The organism is Streptomyces sp. S063, assembly GCF_002832675.1.
GTDB classification, from domain to species: domain Bacteria; phylum Actinomycetota; class Actinomycetes; order Streptomycetales; family Streptomycetaceae; genus Streptomyces; species Streptomyces sindenensis.
In genome coordinates this window covers 440579-457226 of record NZ_CP021707.1, presented here as the reverse complement: position 1 = coordinate 457226, position 16648 = coordinate 440579, and the positions used below count along the sequence as shown (strand labels likewise).

10 protein-coding genes and 4 pseudogenes are annotated in these 16648 nt (G+C 72.8%); 2 read left to right on the top strand and 12 right to left on the bottom strand.

Features of this window, described 5'->3' with window-relative positions:
- Positions 1 to 20: 20 nt before the first annotated feature.
- From CCZ36_RS02155 to CCZ36_RS02115, 9 genes and pseudogenes are all read right to left on the bottom strand, one after another.
- Positions 21 to 791 carry an FkbM family methyltransferase gene (locus CCZ36_RS02155; RefSeq protein ID WP_128816927.1) on the bottom strand — a complete coding sequence of 257 codons (771 nt, stop codon included), beginning with the start codon at positions 789 to 791 and terminating at the stop codon, positions 21 to 23.
- A complete protein-coding gene (locus tag CCZ36_RS02150) occupies positions 788 to 1006 on the bottom strand; it encodes a Trm112 family protein (protein ID WP_069739618.1) in 219 nt (72 codons plus the stop codon). The genes CCZ36_RS02155 and CCZ36_RS02150 overlap by 4 nt, the downstream gene beginning before the upstream one ends.
- Before the next feature lie 51 nt (positions 1007 to 1057).
- Positions 1058 to 1951: a hypothetical protein gene (locus CCZ36_RS02145; RefSeq protein WP_069739617.1), complete on the bottom strand. Its 894-nt coding sequence runs from the start codon at positions 1949 to 1951 to the stop codon at positions 1058 to 1060.
- A gap of 4 nt (positions 1952 to 1955) precedes the next feature.
- Positions 1956 to 2681: a class I SAM-dependent methyltransferase gene (locus tag CCZ36_RS02140; RefSeq protein ID WP_069739616.1), complete on the bottom strand. Its 726-nt coding sequence runs from the start codon at positions 2679 to 2681 to the stop codon at positions 1956 to 1958.
- On the bottom strand, positions 2678 to 4006 hold the full coding sequence (locus CCZ36_RS02135) for a condensation protein (protein ID WP_128816926.1): 1329 nt from the start codon (positions 4004 to 4006) through the stop codon (positions 2678 to 2680). Before CCZ36_RS02135 ends, CCZ36_RS02140 begins: the two co-directional genes overlap by 4 nt.
- A pseudogene (locus CCZ36_RS02130) lies at positions 4006 to 8289 on the bottom strand (alpha-(1->3)-arabinofuranosyltransferase domain-containing protein). Before CCZ36_RS02130 ends, CCZ36_RS02135 begins: the two are co-directional and overlap by 1 nt.
- Positions 8286 to 9005, bottom strand: a complete 720-nt coding sequence (locus CCZ36_RS02125; RefSeq protein WP_069739458.1) for a class I SAM-dependent methyltransferase — start codon at positions 9003 to 9005, stop codon at positions 8286 to 8288. Before CCZ36_RS02125 ends, CCZ36_RS02130 begins: the two are co-directional and overlap by 4 nt.
- Positions 9002 to 10168, bottom strand: a pseudogene (locus tag CCZ36_RS02120) (glycosyltransferase family 4 protein). Before CCZ36_RS02120 ends, CCZ36_RS02125 begins: the two are co-directional and overlap by 4 nt.
- A gap of 266 nt (positions 10169 to 10434) precedes the next feature.
- On the bottom strand, positions 10435 to 11418 hold the full coding sequence (locus CCZ36_RS02115) for a DUF3068 domain-containing protein (RefSeq protein WP_128816925.1): 984 nt from the start codon (positions 11416 to 11418) through the stop codon (positions 10435 to 10437).
- Positions 11419 to 11604: 186 nt separating this feature from the next.
- Here CCZ36_RS02115 and CCZ36_RS34670 point away from each other — a divergent pair, with 186 nt between their 5' ends.
- Positions 11605 to 11757, top strand: a complete 153-nt coding sequence (locus CCZ36_RS34670) for a hypothetical protein (protein ID WP_164873474.1) — start codon at positions 11605 to 11607, stop codon at positions 11755 to 11757.
- Positions 11754 to 12958: pseudogene (locus CCZ36_RS02110) on the top strand (helix-turn-helix domain-containing protein). The gene CCZ36_RS34670 and the pseudogene CCZ36_RS02110 overlap by 4 nt, the downstream one beginning before the upstream one ends.
- Before the next feature lie 72 nt (positions 12959 to 13030).
- Here CCZ36_RS02110 and CCZ36_RS02105 read toward each other — a convergent pair.
- From CCZ36_RS02105 to CCZ36_RS02095, 3 genes and pseudogenes are all read right to left on the bottom strand, one after another.
- Positions 13031 to 13816, bottom strand: coding sequence for a 3-oxoacyl-ACP reductase (locus tag CCZ36_RS02105; RefSeq protein WP_069739454.1), 786 nt, complete (start codon positions 13814 to 13816; stop codon positions 13031 to 13033).
- 5 nt (positions 13817 to 13821) lie between these two features.
- Positions 13822 to 15215 (bottom strand): annotated as a pseudogene (locus CCZ36_RS02100) (aldehyde dehydrogenase family protein).
- A 28-nt stretch (positions 15216 to 15243) separates the two neighbouring features.
- Positions 15244 to 16608: a glutamine synthetase family protein gene (locus CCZ36_RS02095; RefSeq protein ID WP_128816924.1), complete on the bottom strand. Its 1365-nt coding sequence runs from the start codon at positions 16606 to 16608 to the stop codon at positions 15244 to 15246.
- Between the last annotated feature and the right edge of the window lie 40 nt (positions 16609 to 16648).

The following is a 16648-nucleotide window of genomic DNA, read 5'->3' as shown; positions in this document are numbered from 1 at the left end:
GATACGCGGGCCCGCGGCCGTCAGGCCGTGCCCGGTGTCCGCCCGTCCGGCAGGAACAGAACCGAGTTGATGTACCGGTCCCGGTGCGGGACGAAGGCCCGGCGCAGCAGGCCCTGGTGCACCAGGTGCTCGGTCCGTGCCTGATGGGCCATCAGGTCGAACCCCTCCAGCGGAATCCAGCGCCTTCCCGCCAGCAGCCAGCCCGCGTACCCCTGGCCGGTCAGCAGCTCGACGGCCGGTGCGATCGGGCCGAGCCGGCTCTCCAGCTCGATGAGCAGCGCCGGGCGGTCCCGGCGCAGCAGCTCCACCGCGCCGAGCAGTGCTGCCCGCTCGGCGCCGTCGACGTCCATCTTCACGAAGCGGACCCCGCGCAGCCCGAGGCCGTCGACAGTGATCGACGGGACCTCCAGGCAGTGCGCGTGGATGTCACGACGGGCCAGCGAGGACACCCCCCGGTCGCCCCGGTCGCCCTCCGGGAACCACAGCCGGGCCGTGCCCGCCCGGTCGGTCGCCGCGCCCTGGACCACCCGGGCGTTCGACGGCAGCGTCCGGCGCAGATGCTCCGCCAGATGCGGTACGGGCTCGATGGTGACGACCTCGGCGCAGCGGGCGGCCAGCCGCCGCGACCAGGGCCCGTACCACCCTCCGATGTCGAGGGCGACCCCGTCCGCCGGGCAGAAGTCGGCGAGCCGCCGCAGCTCGGGTTCGAAGCGCGGGTACAGGGCGACGGCGGCGGAGGCGACGAGACCGTCGGGCAGCCGGGACGCCACCGCCGCGGCGAACGTGGTCACGTGGCCGAGGCCTTGAGCCGGGTGAGCAGGTCCTCGTGGTCGCCCGCCTCGACCTTCCGGCCGGACGAGGGCAGCAGCTGCGGGATGCCGTCCACGATCGGGTAACTCAGGCGCAGTCGCGGGTTGTACAGCGCCTCCTCCTCGGGAAGCAGGGACAGCGGGCCCTTGTCGAGCGGGCAGGCGAGGATGGTCAGCAGCGGGTCGTCAGGACGCATCAGGGGCTCCTCGGGAGTCATCGGCACAACAGCGGAAGGTACGTCAGGGGGTCAGGGCGCCGCGGCGGGCTGCGGATCGTGCCGCGGCATGGCCAGCAGGACGGACAGGGCGAGCGCCGTGCCGCCCACCCGCAGGGTCAGCAGCAGCGGATCCTCGGGCAGGCTCTCGCCGAACGCGAGGGTCCCGAGGACGGCGGTGAACAGGCAGGTCACCGTGGTGCAGACCGGCACGATGAGGGACGCCCGGCAGCGCTGGAGCGCCGCCTGCGACATCACGAGACCGGCGACCGCGGTGAACAGCAGCAGATACGGATACGGGGACCCGAACAGCGACAGCGCGGCCTCGCCCAGGTCGGTGCTGGTCAGGCGGCTGGACGTGCCCTTGATCGCCAGTGAGCTGACCCCGTAGAGCAGGCCCACCGCCACGCCGTAGCCGATGCCGCTCGTGGGGACCCGGTGCCGTTTGGCCGCCCGGCTCTCGACACGTACGTACAGCCAGACGCCCGCCGCCAGCGCCGGTACGCAGACCAGCAGCACCAGTGGCCACGGGGCCCCGCCGCTCACCACGTCCTCGCCCTCGCGAACCGAGGCCACCACCATCAGCAGCGCGAGCAGGACCCCGCCCAGCGCATAGCGTTCGCGGCCCGTCGACTCCTCGCCCAGCACCGCCGACGACAGCAGCAGGAGCAGCACGAGCCCGGAGACGAAGATGCCCTGCGCCGCCGCGATCGGCAGCGCGCGGTAGACGACCAGCTGCGCCCCGAACCCGGCCGCCAGCGCCAGCGCGCCGACGATCCACAGCGGACTGGTCGCCAGCACCCGGATCACCTGGAGCGGCCGGCCCGCCGACAGGGACGGCAGTGAACCCAGGGCCCGCTTCTCCACCACGAACCCCACGCTGTACAGCGCGTTGGCGACCAGCGCCGCGCCGACACCCCACCACATGGCGCTACCTCCGCCGCGCGTGCGCCAGCAGGATGGAGGACGCCCCGGGCAGCGCGCACGCCGCCCGGTCCAGCAGGCGCAGCGGACGCGGCACCCCGTGGAAGGGGGCGCCCTTGATCGTCACATCGGTGAAGCCGGACGCCGTCAGGAACGAGCGCAGCGCACGGGCCGTGTACAGCCGCAGATGCCCCACCACCTCCGACCCCGGTCGGCCGTGGATCCCGCGCAGACTGACCTCCGAGAACACCGGCTGCACCCCGGCGAGCAGCAGCGCCCGGTTGTACCAGGCCGCCAGATTCGGGGTCGACAGCATCAGATGGCCACCGGGCCGCAGCACCCGCCGCAGCTCGTCCAAGGCCTGGTCCGGGTCGACCAGATGCTCCAGGATCTCGCTGAACAGCACCGCGTCCGCGCATCCGTCGGCCAGCGGCAGCCCGCCGTGCTCCAGCTCGCCGCGCACCACATGGCCCATCCGGGGCCGGGCCCTGCGCAGCGCGTCCTGCGACCAGTCGACCCCGATCAGCCGGTGCCCGGCGAGGAACGGGGCCGCCGTCGCCGCCGCCGTACCGTCACCGCACCCGATGTCCAGGATCACCTGCCCCGGCGCGTCCAGCGCGTCGGCCAGCAGCCGGGCCTGCCGCAGGGTGCGCCCGTCGCCCGAGGCCACCGGGACGGACGGGTTCTCGTAGAAGTCCCGCAGCCCGGGGGAGGGGGACGTGGTGCCGGTCATACGACCTCCGAGGACGTCGCGGCCAGGTGGCGGGTGAACAGGTCCAGCAGCCTCGCACCGTCGCGCTCGCCCAGCAGGGTGCGCGACCAGCGCAGCGACAGATGGAGCCGCCCGCCCGTGGACGCCGTGGTGAAGGTCAGGCCCCGGGGCATCCGGGCGGGCGCGGAGAACCACACGGCTGTCGCCCGGCCCGCGTCACCGAAGTCCAACGGGTACGGAATCCGCCCGATGTTGCTCAGCAGCGTCGTCGAGGTCCACGGACCGGCCGCCACCCGCAGCCCCCGGGTGAGGGCGGCCCGGGCCGCCACCGGCAGCAGCGGTACGGTCAACAGCCCCGCTCCGTGGCCCAGTTGAGGGCGCGGCTGGGCCTTGAGAGCCCGGGTCCGCTCGGCGGTCGTCCGCAGCAGCGCCGCCACGTCCGCCTCCGCCGCCACCTCTGCCGCGGTGAAGCCGACCTCCACCAGCCGGGTGCCGTTGCCGATCGGCATCTCCGGGCCCCGGGTGCGGTCGTCGACCGGCATGGTGATCCGCAGCGGCCGCCGGTCCGCCCCCGGCGCGCCCTGCGCCCGGTTCCAGTCGGCCACCGTCAGGGCGGTGGCCACCATCAGCTGGTCGTTCACCGTGTACGGCGCACCGGACTCCCGTCGCGGGACCGGGAGTTCGGCCAGCAGCAGGGAATTGCCCGGCACCGGGGCGGGCCCCGGCGAGCCCGGCGCCACCTGGGCGGGCCGGGCCAGCGCCGGGGTCCGCGACTGCCGGGGCAGCGGGGCGGCGGCCGGGCGGGCCGGAGCGGGCGACGGCGTAATCGGAGACCCGCTGTAGATCTCCGCGGCCGTCGCCGCCAGCCGCATGCAGGCCGGACCGTCCAGGGCGGTGTGGTGCACGGTGAACAGCAGCACGCAGCCCTCCCGGCCCGGCTCCCGGACCACGTCGAGCCGCAGCGGCGGCGAGGCGCTCAGCGCCGGGGCGCGGTCCAGCGCCCCGGCCCGCGCCCGCTCCAGCGCACCGGGCGCGCACGGCGGGAAGGAGACCGGGTCCGTGTCCGGGCCCTCGGTCAGCTCCCACTCGTACCGCCGGGCCAACAGCCCCCGAGGCCGCTCGCGCATCAGCGCCCGGGGGTGCCGGGCCAGCGCGGCGGCGAACGCGGAGCGCAGCCGTTCCTCGTCGACCCGGCCCGGCAGATGGATCTCGATGTGCACCGTGCTCGGCTCGGCGTCCTGCGCGCAGTGCCGGGCCACCTCGTCGACGACCGGGAACGGCACCCGGGCGGGGTGCCCGGGCGACTGGCCGCCGCCCGGGTCCCGCTGGTGCTGCGTGGTCGCCATCAGACGTCCTCTCCCTTCGTCGGATGCCTGCCGTCGGCGGACAGCGTCCGGCCCGACGGCGGTGCGGGCTGCGCCGGGAGCTGGACCGTCGGCCGGTCACCGCCCACCGGGCCCGGCTCGGCCGTGTCCTGGCCGGCGCGGACCGCACGCCGGCCCAGCGGTTCCCGGCCCACGGTGACCAGCGCGGCGAACAGTCCGATCAGGGCCAGGAGTTGAGCCGTGGGCCCGAAAGCGCCCTCACCCGTCGTCGTGCTCTCCCCGGTGCCCACCGCGGCGACGACCCCGCGGCGGCCATCGCCGCGAACGCCACCGGAACGAGCAGCCGCGGCCGGAAGTGCGCCAGCACGGCGAGCAGCGGAACGGCCACGGCGACCGGGCCCGCGATCACCACCCCCACCAGGGTGAGAGCGATGGTGCCCAGGACCAGCCCCGGCCCGGCGGCGCCGGCAGCTCCTCGGTCTCCTCCCGGCCGGAGCCCTTGCGGCCGACGAGGGCGAGCACCACGAGCGCCAGGAACAGCACGCCCGCACCGATCAGACCCCACCGGTAGATCGTGGCCGGCTCGTACTCCAGGGTGACCGTGCCGCCCTCGCCCTCGGGCACCAGCCAGGCCTGCTGCCACCCGTCGATCCGCAGCGGCGTCAGCTCCTTGCCGTCCAGGGTGGCCTTCCACCCCTTGTTGTGGTTCTCGTGGATCTGGAGGTAGGAGGCCTCACCGGCCCCGACCTCGACGGTCCGCCGGTCGCCCTCGCCCTGCTTGACGTCCACCGAGCGCGGTGTCGCCGCCGCGGCCTCGGTGGTGCCGTTGCTCAGCGTCACGTCGGTGATGGCCAGCGGACCCGCGTCCCCCGCCTGCACGGTGGTGGACGAGGCGGCCAGCTCGACCTTGCTGTCCTCCGTGCACAGCGAGACCTCGATGGGCCTGCGCTGGGTCAGATCCCGCACCCGCCCCTCGGCCTTGGTCTCCAGGTACGTGCCCCCGACGGAGAGGACCGGACCCTTGCCGCACGGCAGGCTGAACTTCTGGTCCGGCTCGGGCTGCGGCGAACGGAACTCCTCCAGCGCCGGGATGTAGACCTCGCTCAGCCCGACCGGCAGCTGCAACTGGCTGTCGGCCACCGGGTTGTGCACGGTCAGCGGCGCCGTCTTCGAGATGGTGATGTCCATCCGGTCGGTGTTGATGGGCGAGAAACGGGCCATGCCGTTCTCGTCCACCGAGGCGACCGCCGTACCGTCCGGCGAACTGATCTGGACCTGCTCGGCGCGGGCCGACAGACCCCCGGCCGCGGCGAACACGATTTCGCCGACCGGCCGCTTCTGGGGCCACGTCAGCCGCAGTACGGGATGCTCGCCCGCGATCCACGCCGTGGTGAGGTCACCGTCGGTCAGGTTGCGGGGGCTGAGGTTGGTGCCCAGGCGCGCCGTGGAGTCGGCGGTCACCTCGATCTTGTCCCGCTCGCCCGTCAGCTCGAACAGCAGCTTGTCGAGAGCCTCCCCGGGCACCGGCAGCGCGGTCGCCGACACGGTGTAGTCGCCCGCCTCCGGCGCGGTGAACTGCCGGCCGAGACCGACCTCGGCGGCCACGGACGACAGACCGCCCGGGTCGCTGCCCCGCCGCAGCGAGAACATCGTCGCGTCGGCGCCCTCGCGCGGCGCGTCGTTCGGCAGCTCCAGCATCCGGGTCACCTGCACGCCGGGGATGGCGATGTCGGTGAACCCGGCGCCGGTCAGCCCCGGGCGCCCCTGCTGGGACTCCAGGATCGTCACCTTCAGCCAGGCGGCCTGCCCGGGGGGCGCGGCCACCTGCTGCGCGGAACCGTCGGTGCGCAGCGGGCTTTCCCTGGAGCCCTTGTCGGTCTCCACCCGTATCACGGTCGGCGCGGCCCGCACATTGCCGCTGGGCAGCGGCGTCACCTGGATCGAGCCGGGGATGTCCGTCGGGGCGGAGAAGTCGACCCGCACCCACTCGTCCTTGGGCGCGCCCGGGGAGCCCTCCGCCCAGCCGGTCGCCGGGTTGCCGTCGAACGCGTTGACCGGGTCGTACTGCGGCAGGTGGAACAGCCAGTTGCCCACCGAGGACGCGCTGACCGACTTCGCCCCGCGGATCACCGCCGTCGTCTGGTGCTTCGCCCCGGACGTCGGCAGGATCTGCCGCGGCTCGCGCCCCGGGTCCTGCGCGGACTCCTCGGCGTTGCGCTCGTCGGCGGTGTACGTGTACGAGGTGTTGGAGTTGACCAGCCCGAACCGGGTGTCGGCGCGCCGCAGCCCGTCGCCCGCCGCGTACAGCGACGGCCGTCCCAGCCCCGGGTGCGCGTCACCGGCGAGCACGGTCGGCCGGCCCTTGATGGCTCCGTCCGCCGACAGCGGCAGCAGCGACTCCGGGCCGCCGCTCACCACGGCCGTCGAGGCGACCGGGGTGGCCTCCGCCCGCCCGGGGCGCTCGGTCCCCTTGGGCGGTTCGTAGATCTCCACCGCCCGCTGGCGCGGATACAGGCCCTCGACCTGCACGGGGGTGTCCGCCGCGATCCGGCCGGCGGTCATCACCGGCCCGTACCCCTTGACGCGGCTGTAGCCGGACGCCTCCAGGGTGCGCTTCACCGTGGTGGAGGGGACGTAGCCCAACTGGTCCGGGTCCAGGTCGTTGCGGACCACCACATAGTGCAGCCCGGCCCGGTTCAGGAACTCGCTGAGCCCGGGGACCTCGCCGCCGGAGGTCAGGGCCTGCTCGACGGCGTCCATCGCCCGCCGGTTGCCGGGCGTGCCGAAGGGGACGTAATCACGCTGTGCGTACGGCGACTCGGCCAGCACGTCCAGCGGCTGGTCGATGGGGGAGCCCCAGGTGTAGATGCCGTGCGCCGTCGCCGGGACGACCAGCGCGCGGTCGTCCGGCGAGTTGTTCTTCAGCCAACTCCCGGTGCTCTCCCAGTAGTCGGGAACCTTTTGGAACGAACCCGTCTGCAGGATCGAGCCGTTGAGGTACGGCCAGGCCAGACCGGGCAGCACGATCGCGGCGGCGACGGCCGGCGCGAGCCGGCGCATCCGGGCCGGGTCGCGGTCCCGCCGGGCGGCGGCCACCGTGGCGACGCCGACGAGGTGCGCCAGCCCCAGGGCCAGCGCCAGCGCCAGACCCGTCTGGAACTTGTAGATGTTCCGGAACGGCACCAGCCAGGTGTCCAGCCAGTCCTGCACCGTGCCGTGGAAGAGACCGCCCAGCGCACCGCCGTACCCGGCGAGGGTGACGAGCGCGACGGACAGCACGGTCAGCACCAGCCAGCGGCGCTCGGGCAGATCACGCCGCGCCAGACCCGCCAGACCCAGGGCGGCGGCCAGAGCCGAGCCGAGGATGGTGACCGTCGCGGTCGCGACGGTCCACCCGGCCGGCAGCCAGGCCTCGCCGAAGTTCAGATAGCCCACCCAGTTGCCCGCGCCACGCAGCATCTCGGTCGCCGACATGGTGGTCGTGGTGGTGTACGAGGACTCCACGTACGGCATGAAGTTCTCGCCGAACGTCCCCAGCAGCAGCAGCGGAACGATCCACCAGGCGGTCGCCATGATCACGCCCGGTATCCACCACAGCAGCAGACCCCGCTTGCGCGGGCCGCCGGCCGGGACAGCAGATACAGCCCCACCGGCAGCAGTGAGGCCAGCGTGGAAGCCGCGTTGACCCCGCCCATCAGCGGGATCAGCAGCGCGGACCGGACCGCCGCGATCCGCGGTGTCAGCCGCGGGTTCGTCAGCGGCAGCAGCACCCACGGCAGCAGGGCGCCCGGCAGCGCGGCGGCCGACGTCGAACCCACCACGATGGTGTAGGTCGGCCACAGCGCGTAGACGACCGCCCCGAGCAGCCGGGAGGCCGGTGAGCCCACCCGCAGCCGCTCCGCCAGCCGCAGCGCACCCCAGAAGGCGGTCGCCACGATGATCGAGAACCACAGCCGCTCGGCCAGCCAGGTGGGCACCCGCAGCAGCTCGGCGGTGCCGTAGTACGGCAGCATCGGCACGAGATAGCCGATGTACTGGTCGGCGATCCCGCCGAACCCGGAGCGGCTGTGCCACAGCTCGCCCAGGTCGCCGAGGAACCGACCGGGGGCCGTGACGACACCCAGCTTGGTGTCGAAGGTCATCCGACCCGGCGACACCGCCAGGAACGCCGCGAAGACGGCGGCCCAGAAGCCCAGGAGCCAACGCCTGGAGCGCGTCTGCGGCGGGCCGTCGGCGGGGACGGTGGGCTCGGGGCCCGGGCCGTCCGGGGCCGCGGGCCTGGGTGGGTGGACAGCGCTGGTCATGAACACCGCCGGAGAATGAGGAGGAGGTTCCAGGTGGCGAATTCCCGCAGTACGGGGATCCGCGGCACGAGCTGGGGAAGGACGGGCCAGTAACGCGAGCGTGCGGACACGACGGTCACGTCACTACGGCTTCGGACATGGCGCAGCGTCTCGCCGACGCCGATCCGGAAGAGGTTGTCGCCGAGGCGGTGCTTGGCCGGGCGGCCGGTGCGGCGCTCGTAGCGGCTCCGGGCGCGCTCGGCGCCCAGGTAGTGCCACGGAGCCCACTCGTGGCCGCCCCAGGGCGAGTACCAGTTGGTGAAGGAGACGTAGATCAGACCGCCCGGGCGGGTCACCCGGGCCATCTCGCTGAGAAAGGTGTGCGGATCGGCGACGTGCTCCAGCACGTTGGAGGAGAAGCAGACGTCCGCCGCACCGTCGGCCAGCGGCAGCAGATAGCCGTCGGCGACGACGGTGTCCGCGCGCTCGCCGGGGCCCATCTCGGCCGTGTCCGGTTCGAAGAGGTAGCCGTGCGCGCCGCGACGACGGAACTCCCGGGTGAAGTAGCCGTCGCCGCCGCCGATGTCCACGACGACCTTGCCCCGCACCGGACCGTACCGCTCCACCTGGTCCGCGGCGTCGCGGGCCAGCAGGGTGTACGCCGTCGCCGGATCGCCCTGCTCGCGCATGAAGGCGCGGAACAGGGCGGCCGAGCGCCGGAAGGAAGGGTCTTTCACGCGCTCGCACCGATCGCCGGGGCGGTCACGCCGCTGGTCGCCTCGGCGGCGACCGCCATGAACTGCCGGACACTGCTGGTCCACCGGAACGCGGCGGCACGCTCCCGGGCCGCCTTGCCCATCGCCTCGCGCCGCTCGTCGTCCAGCGCTAGCGCGCACCAGGCCGCGGCGAAGGAGGACGCGCCCCGGGCGAGGATGCCCGTGACCCCGTCCTCGACGGAGTCGCGCAGCCCCGGGACGTCGAAGCCCAGGGTCGGGGTGGAGCGGGCGCCGGCCTCCGTGACGACCAGCCCCACCCCTCCACGGCCGCCGGATGCAGCAGCATCCACGACGCGCAGAGCAGCCGGTGCTTCTCCGCCTCGGTGACATGGCCGGCGAACTCCACCCCGGGACCGGCGAGCCGCTCCAGACGGGCCCGCTCGGGGCCGTCGCCGACGATCACCAGCCGGCCACCGGTGACCGGCCGGACCCGCTCCCACAGCTGGAGCAGCAGATCGATGCGCTTGTAGTCGACGAGCCGGCCGAGCGCCACGAAGAGCGGGGTCTCGGACCGGTCGCCCTGCGGGCTCGGCTCCTCGACGCCGTTGTTCACCACCCTGATCCGGTGGTCGGGCACGCCCAGGTCCCGCAGGGCCCCGCCGTGGACGGGGACACCGCGATCATCAGATGGTCGCGGTAGGCCCGGGACAGGGCCCAGTGCTCCAGCCGCCGTCCGGCCCGCGCCACCGGCATCGGGAACCGCATGCCCCACAGGTCGGTGTGCACATGGTTGACGAGGCACACGGTGGGCCCGCGGTGCCACAGGGGCGCGAGATACGGCATGCCGTTGCAGACCTCGACCAGCAGGTCGCAGTCGCCGACCTGCCGGGCGAAGGCGGACCGCGCACCGAGGTAGTGCCCCAGGGTGCCGCCCGCCGAGACGACTCGGTAGGTCCTGCGGGCGGCCTGGCCGCCGCACAGGAGGGTGACGTCGTGGCCCTGCTCGGTGAGGCCCGAGGCGAGCCGGTCGATCAGCAGCTCGGAGCCGCCGGCGGCCGGGTTTCCCAGGTCGCGGTGGGCGAGGAAGACGATGCGTCGCGGGGTCGCGGGACCCTGGAGGACGCCGGGCCCTGACCCTGGCGCGTGACTGCATCGAGCAGTGGGGGAGGTACGTGCTGGGGCATTGGGCGCTCCAACTCGGCTCGGGGTGCGGGAATGCGCGGACGAGCGGAAAGAGGGGGAGAGGGTGGTCCGCGGACGGGCGAAGAACGGAAGACGGGACGGGAGGGTAGGGAGGGGACGGGAAACGGAGGGGCGTACGGGGCGGGGCAGGGATCGCACATGATGTGACGGAAAAGGGAAGACCGGGGGCCGTGCTCTGGTGGGGATAGACAGTTTTCGGCACGGGTTACCGCCCGGCTACTCACCGGCGCAACAACTTGCGGGTAACTCAGGTGTGCGTACTCGTCATCATGTGAGTGTTCGAGGCTTCCGGAGCCTCCCGGCGCCCCCGGACGACGAGGACGACCCCCACCACCGTGAGTACGAGACCGGTCCCGGCCGCTCCCATCGGCGCGGTCTCGCCGAGTGTCGCGAGCCGCTTGCTGTCCGCCGACGCGAGGGAGACCTGCTTCTTCTGGGTCCCCTCGGTGAACTCCACCCGCTTGCTCTCCAGCAGCACCACGGCGTCCTTCTTCGAGCCGGGCGCACGCAGCGTCTTCCTCGGGCCGATCGCCGCGTTGATGATGCGACCGGTGCGCTGGTCCACGACCAGCTCGATGCCGCTGTTGGAATACCACTCCTCGGCCAGCACCTGGGGCGTCTTCTTCCGGCCCACGAGGACCCCGGGCACCTGACGCACCCCGGTCTTCGTCGGCTCGACCTCGCCCTTGAAGAGGTAGCCGGCGTAGCCCTGGATCTTCTTCTCGCCCTCGAAGGAGAGCCGCACCACACCGCCGAGCGTGCTGTCCCACCAGCGGTAGGCGCGCTTCTCGACGTCGAAGGGGAACTTGAGGTACGCCTCCCCGTCGAACGTCGGGGACTCCTCGCAGCAGTGCACCGGCTCGTTGGTGGTGCGGTCGGTCACCCAGCGCTCCAGCGTCCACTGGAGAGCGTCACGGGGATCGGAGGCGGGCAGCGTCTTGTCGTGGTCGACGGACGTGGACACGTCCCAGACGGCGTTGCCGCTCTTCTCGCTGTCGGCCACGTCCCCGCGCACCTGCCGGGTGATCGTGATCGTCTCGTCCTCGACCGTCTCCACCTTGCCGGTGTCGAAATAGCTTCCGGTACCGGTGAACACGGTGGTCGTGTCGGTGTCTATCGGGGTGCGCTTGGCATGCGGCTGGACATACCAGACGAGCAGTGGTGCGAGGACGAGCAGAAAGACCCCCGCCCCCAGCAGAACGAGCGAGAGGGGTGAAGCATTGCGGCGCATCCGGGCACTCCTGGGTCGAAAACTCTTCGCGGAGGTGCACGGGCCCCGGGCCGGTCAGCCCTTGATTGGCGTGAACAGTAAGCAAGGCCTTGACGAGATGTCAATGACCTGTCGACACTGTGTGCGAGCCGGAGGGGCCCGGCTCAACGGGGTGGGGATCGCCTCCAGCAAGGAGCTGACCCGACTATGCGCAGACTCATCGCCGCTCTTTCCACCGCCGTGGTGGCCGCGGCGCTCGCCGTAGGTGCGGCGTTCGGTGTCGTGGCACTGCTCGACGCCACCCCCGACCAGCCCAATACGCCACTGATCAGCTACGACACCGCACCGGCGGCCCCATGACGCGCACGGCCTGGCAGGAGGTGCCCCGGTCCCAGCTGGACCGGTTCGCCACCATCGCCCTGTCCGAGGCCCCGCAGCTCGCCCAGACGATCCTGCACGCGATCCGCCGGGACTACCCCTACCTCCACCTCGTCGAGGACGAGTCCGGGGAGCCGCTGGCTCTGGTCGGCATCCGGCGCGCCATCGAGGGGTTCGTCGACAACCTCACCTCCGGCGCGCACCCCCGGGTGCCGCCGGAGATGTTCCAGGAGTTCGGACGGGGCGAGGGACTGGAGGGCCGCAGCCTCGACTCGCTCCAGGCCATCTACCGCTTCGGCGTCCGGCTCACCTGGCGCAGGCTCGCCGAGATCGGCCAGCAGGTCGACATCCCGGCGCCCGCCATGTACGAGCTGGCCGAATCGGGATTCGAGTATCTGGACGGGCTCGTGGAACAGTCGGTACGGGGCTATGCCGAGGCGGCGGCCCGGCGCGCCAGCGAACGCCTCCGCCTCCAGCGCCAGCTGATCGAGATGCTGCTCATGGAGCACCGCGTCGAATCGACCCGGACCCTGGCCGAGCGGGCCGCCCGCATCGGCTGGGAGCTTCCCGAGACGATCGCGGTGGGCGTCCTCATCCGCCCCGCCCGGGAGGCGGTGGCCCCCGCGGTCGGCCAGGGCATCCTGCTGGAGATGGAGAGCGAGCAGCCGCGCATCGTCATCCCGGACCCGGACACGGCGGGCCGCGCGGAGATCCTGCGGCGGGCCACGGCGGGCTGGTCCGGGGCGATCGGCCCGGCGGTCCCGCTGGCCGCCGCCGCGACCTCGCTGCGCTGGGCGGAGACCGCGGTCCAGCTGATCAAGAAGGACCTGCTCCCGCAGGGCGAGGTGCTGCACTGCACCGAGCGCGTGGAGGAGCTGGTCCTGCTGCCGGCCCAGGAGCTGATCGACGCCTCCGCCCGCCGCTGCCTCGCCCCGCTGGACGGCCTCAGCCCGACCCAGTCGCGGCGGCTGGCCGAGACCCTGCTCGCCTGGATCGAGACCCCCGGCGGCGCCCCGAGGTGGCCGCCCGTCTCGGCGTCCACCCCCAGACGGCCCGCTACCGGCTGCGCCAGATCCGGGAGCTGTGGGGCGACGCCATCGACGAACCGGACCAGCGCTTCGAGATGCTGCTCGTGCTCCGCGCCCAGCGGCTGCGGGGCGATCTGGCTCCGGCCCAGGGCTGAGACCGGAGGCTCTCGGTCCACCGCGGCCCGCACGTCGGAGGACGCGCGGGCCGCGGTGCGTCTGCGTCGGTTCTAGACCGGGGTGACGTACGCCCCGGCGATCCCGCCGTCGACCAGGAAGTCCGTGGCGTTCACGAACGAGGAGTCGTCGCTCGCCAGGAACGCCACGGCGGCGGCGATCTCCGTCGGCTCGGCGAACCGCCCGAGCGGGATGTGGATCAGCCGCCGGGCGGCCCGCTCCGGGTCCTTGGCGAACAGCTCCTGGAGCAGCGGCGTGTTGACCGGCCCCGGGCAGAGCGCGTTGACGCGGATGCCGTCCCGCGCGAACTGCACCCCCAGCTCGCGCGACATCGCCAGCACCCCGCCCTTGGACGCGGTGTACGAGATCTGCGAGGTGGCCGCGCCCATCCGGGCCACGAACGAGGCCGTGTTGATGATGGAGCCCCTGCCCTGCGCGCGCATGTAGGGGATGGCCGCCTTGCAGCAGAGGTAGACCGAGGTCAGATTGACCTCCTGCACCCGCTTCCACGCCTCCAGACCGGTCTCCAGGATGGAGTCGTCGTCCGGCGGGGAGATCCCCGCGTTGTTGAACGCGATGTCGACCGACCCGTAGGTGTCGTGGGCGGCCTTGAACAGGGCGTCCACCTGCTCGGCGTCGGTCACGTCGGTACGGACGAAGAGCCCGGCGGCCTCCTCGGCGGCGGCCTTGCCGCGCTCCTCGTCCACATCGGCGCAGACGACATGGGCGCCCTCGGCGGCCAGCCGCCGCACGGTGGCCAGACCGATGCCGCTGCCGGCCCCGGTGACGACGGCGGTGCGGCCGACCAGGCGGCGGCAGACGGAAGAAGTGTCGGTCATGGTGCTCAGGCCTCCGTGCTGATGAAGACGTTCTTGGTTTCGGTGAAGGCGGCCAGGGCGTCCGGGCCGAGCTCGCGGCCCAGACCCGACTGCTTGTAGCCGCCGAAGGGGGTCGAATAGCGCACGCTGGAATGCGAGTTGACGGAGAGGTTGCCTGCCCGCAGCCCCTGGCTCACGCGCAGTGCCCGGCCCACGTCCCGGGTCCAGACCGAGCCGGCGAGCCCGTAGTCGGTGGCGTTGGCCAGCCGCAGTGCGTCCGCCTCGTCCTCGAACGGCAGGACCACGGCCACCGGCCCGAAGATCTCCTCGACCGCCACCGGAGCGTCGGGAGCGACCCCGGCGAGGACGGTCGGCGGATACCAGAACCCGGGCCCCTCGGGGGCTTTACCGAGCATCGCCCGTACGCCGCCGGCCTCCCGCCCGCCGTCGACGAACCCCGGACCCGGTCCCGCTGGACGGCCGAGATCAGCGGCCCCATCTGTGTCTTCTCGTCGGCCGGGTCGCCCACCACCACGGCGGACACGGCCGGCACGAGGGCATCGAGGAACCGGTCGTACACGGACCGCTCGACCAGGATCCGGGTCCGGGCGCAGCAGTCCTGACCGGCGTTGTCCAGGAAGGACATCGGGGCGGATGCGGCCGCGGCCTCCACATCGGCGTCGGCGAAGACGACGTTGGGGCTCTTGCCGCCCAGCTCCAGGGTGAGCCGCTTCACGCGTTCGGCGCAGCGGGTCATGATGTGCTTGCCGGTCCGGGTGGAGCCGGTGAACACGATCTTCGCGACCCCCGGGTGCTCGACCAGTGCGCTCCCGGCCACCGGCCCCTCGCCGGGCAGCACCTGGAAGAGACCCTCGGGAAGACCTGCCTCCAGAGCGAGTTCGGCCAGTCGCAGAGCGGTCAGCGGGGTCGTCTCGGCGGGCTTGAGGAGGACGGCGTTGCCCGCCGCGAGGGCCGGGGCGAGACCCCAGGCGGCGATCGGCATCGGGAAGTTCCACGGGGCGATGACCCCGACGACGCCCAGCGGCTCCAGGACGGTGAAGTCGATGCCGCCCGCCACCGGGATCTGCCGGCCCAGCAGCCGTTCGGCCCCGCCCGCGCTGTAGTCGAGCAGATCGCGGACGTTGCCCGCCTCCCACCGGGCGTTCCCGATGGTGTGGCCGGCCTCCCGGACCTCCAACCGCGCGAGTTCCTCGGTGTGTTCGTCGACGACGGCAGCGAAGCGGCGCAGCAGCCGGGCCCGGTCGGCGGGCGCGGCGGCGGCCCAGGAGCGCTGGGCCGCCGCCGCGCGGGCGACGGCGGCGTCCACATCGGCGGCGGAGGCGGCGGGGACGGTGGCGATGACCTCGGCGGTGGCCGGGTTGAGGACGTCCAGGGCGGACGCCGCGGGGTGCTGTGACACGTACGGACCTCGATCGGGAAGGGGTTGGTCAGAGGCGTTCGAAGGAGCGGCGCAGCTCCCAGTCGGTCACCGCGGAGTCGTACGCGGCCAGTTCGACCCGGGCCATGTTCCGGTAGTGGGCGACGACCTCCTCGCCGAACGCCTCCTTGGCGATCGGGCTGGCCTCCCACAGTTCGGCGGCCTCGCGCAGGGTCGTCGGCACCTGGTCGTACTCGGCGGTGTAGGCGTTGCCCGTACAGGCCTCGGGCAGCTCCAGCCGGTGCTCGACCCCGTACAGTCCGGCGGCGACCAGCCCGGCGACGGCCAGATGCGGGTTGACGTCGCCGCCCGGCAGCCGGTTCTCGAAGCGCATCGAGCGCCCGTGCCCGACGACCCGCAGGGCGCAGGTGCGGTTGTCGACGCCCCAGGCGACCGCGGTGGGGGCGAAGGAGCCGGGCTGGAACCGTTTGTAGGAGTTGATGTTGGGGGCGTAGAGGAGGGAGAAGTCGCGCAGGGCGGCGAGCTGGCCGGCCAGGAAGTGGCGCATCACCTCGGACATGCCGTCCGGTCCTTCGCCCGCCATCACGTTCTCGCCGTCCGCGTCGGTCAGCGAGAGGTGGATGTGACAGGAGTTGCCCTCGCGCTCGTCGTACTTGGCCATGAAGGTCAGCGCGACGCCCTCCTGGGCCGCGATCTCCTTGGCGCCCGTCTTGTAGACGGCGTGCTGGTCGCAGGTGGTGAGAGCGTCGTCGTAGCGGAAGACGATCTCGTGCTGGCCGGGATTGCACTCGCCCTTGGCCGACTCGACGGTCAGCCCCGCCTGTTGCATCTCGTTGCGGATCCGGCGCAGCAGCGGCTCGATGCGGCCGGTGCCGAGGATCGAGTAGTCGATGTTGTACTGGTTGGCCGGGGTCAGCCCGCGGTAGTCGCGGTCCCAGGCCTCCTCGTAACTGTCCCGGAAGACGATGAACTCCAGCTCCGTGCCCACCTGGGCCGTCCAGCCGCGCTCCGCCAGCCGGTCGAGCTGACGGCGCAGGATCTGCCGGGGGGCGGCCACCACCGGACTGCCGTCGTGCCAGGCGAGATCCGCGATCAGCAGGGCGGTCCCCTCGTGCCAGGGTACGGGGCGCAGGGTGGCGGGGTCGGGGACCATGCCGAAGTCTCCGTAGCCGTTCTCCCACGAGGACATCGCGTAACCGTCGACCGTCCGCATCTCGGTGTCCACGGCCAGGAGGTAGTTGCAGCCCTCGGTCCCGTGCTCCAGCACCTCGTCGAGGAAGAACCCGGCCGCGAACCGCTTCCCCTGGAGCCGGCCCTGCATGTCCGGGAAGGCCAGCACCACGGTGTCTATCGACCCGTCCGCGACCCGTGAGCGGAGCTCGTCGACGCCGAGCGGGGGTGTGCGGTCTGCCACGGGATGCCTCCTTGGGTGAACCGGGAGTCATAAGGTATGA

Coding starts and splice junctions, on each gene's coding strand:
- CCZ36_RS02115 (WP_128816925.1), bottom strand. CDS start 11,418: ATGCGCCGCAATGCTTCACCCCTCTCGCTCGTTCTGCTGGGGGCGGGG.
- CCZ36_RS02150 (WP_069739618.1), bottom strand. CDS start 1,006: ATGCGTCCTGACGACCCGCTGCTGACCATCCTCGCCTGCCCGCTCGAC.
- CCZ36_RS34670 (WP_164873474.1), top strand. CDS start 11,605: ATGCGCAGACTCATCGCCGCTCTTTCCACCGCCGTGGTGGCCGCGGCG.
- CCZ36_RS02105 (WP_069739454.1), bottom strand. CDS start 13,816: ATGACCGACACTTCTTCCGTCTGCCGCCGCCTGGTCGGCCGCACCGCC.
- CCZ36_RS02145 (WP_069739617.1), bottom strand. CDS start 1,951: ATGTGGTGGGGTGTCGGCGCGGCGCTGGTCGCCAACGCGCTGTACAGC.
- CCZ36_RS02140 (WP_069739616.1), bottom strand. CDS start 2,681: ATGACCGGCACCACGTCCCCCTCCCCCGGGCTGCGGGACTTCTACGAG.
- CCZ36_RS02135 (WP_128816926.1), bottom strand. CDS start 4,006: ATGGCGACCACGCAGCACCAGCGGGACCCGGGCGGCGGCCAGTCGCCC.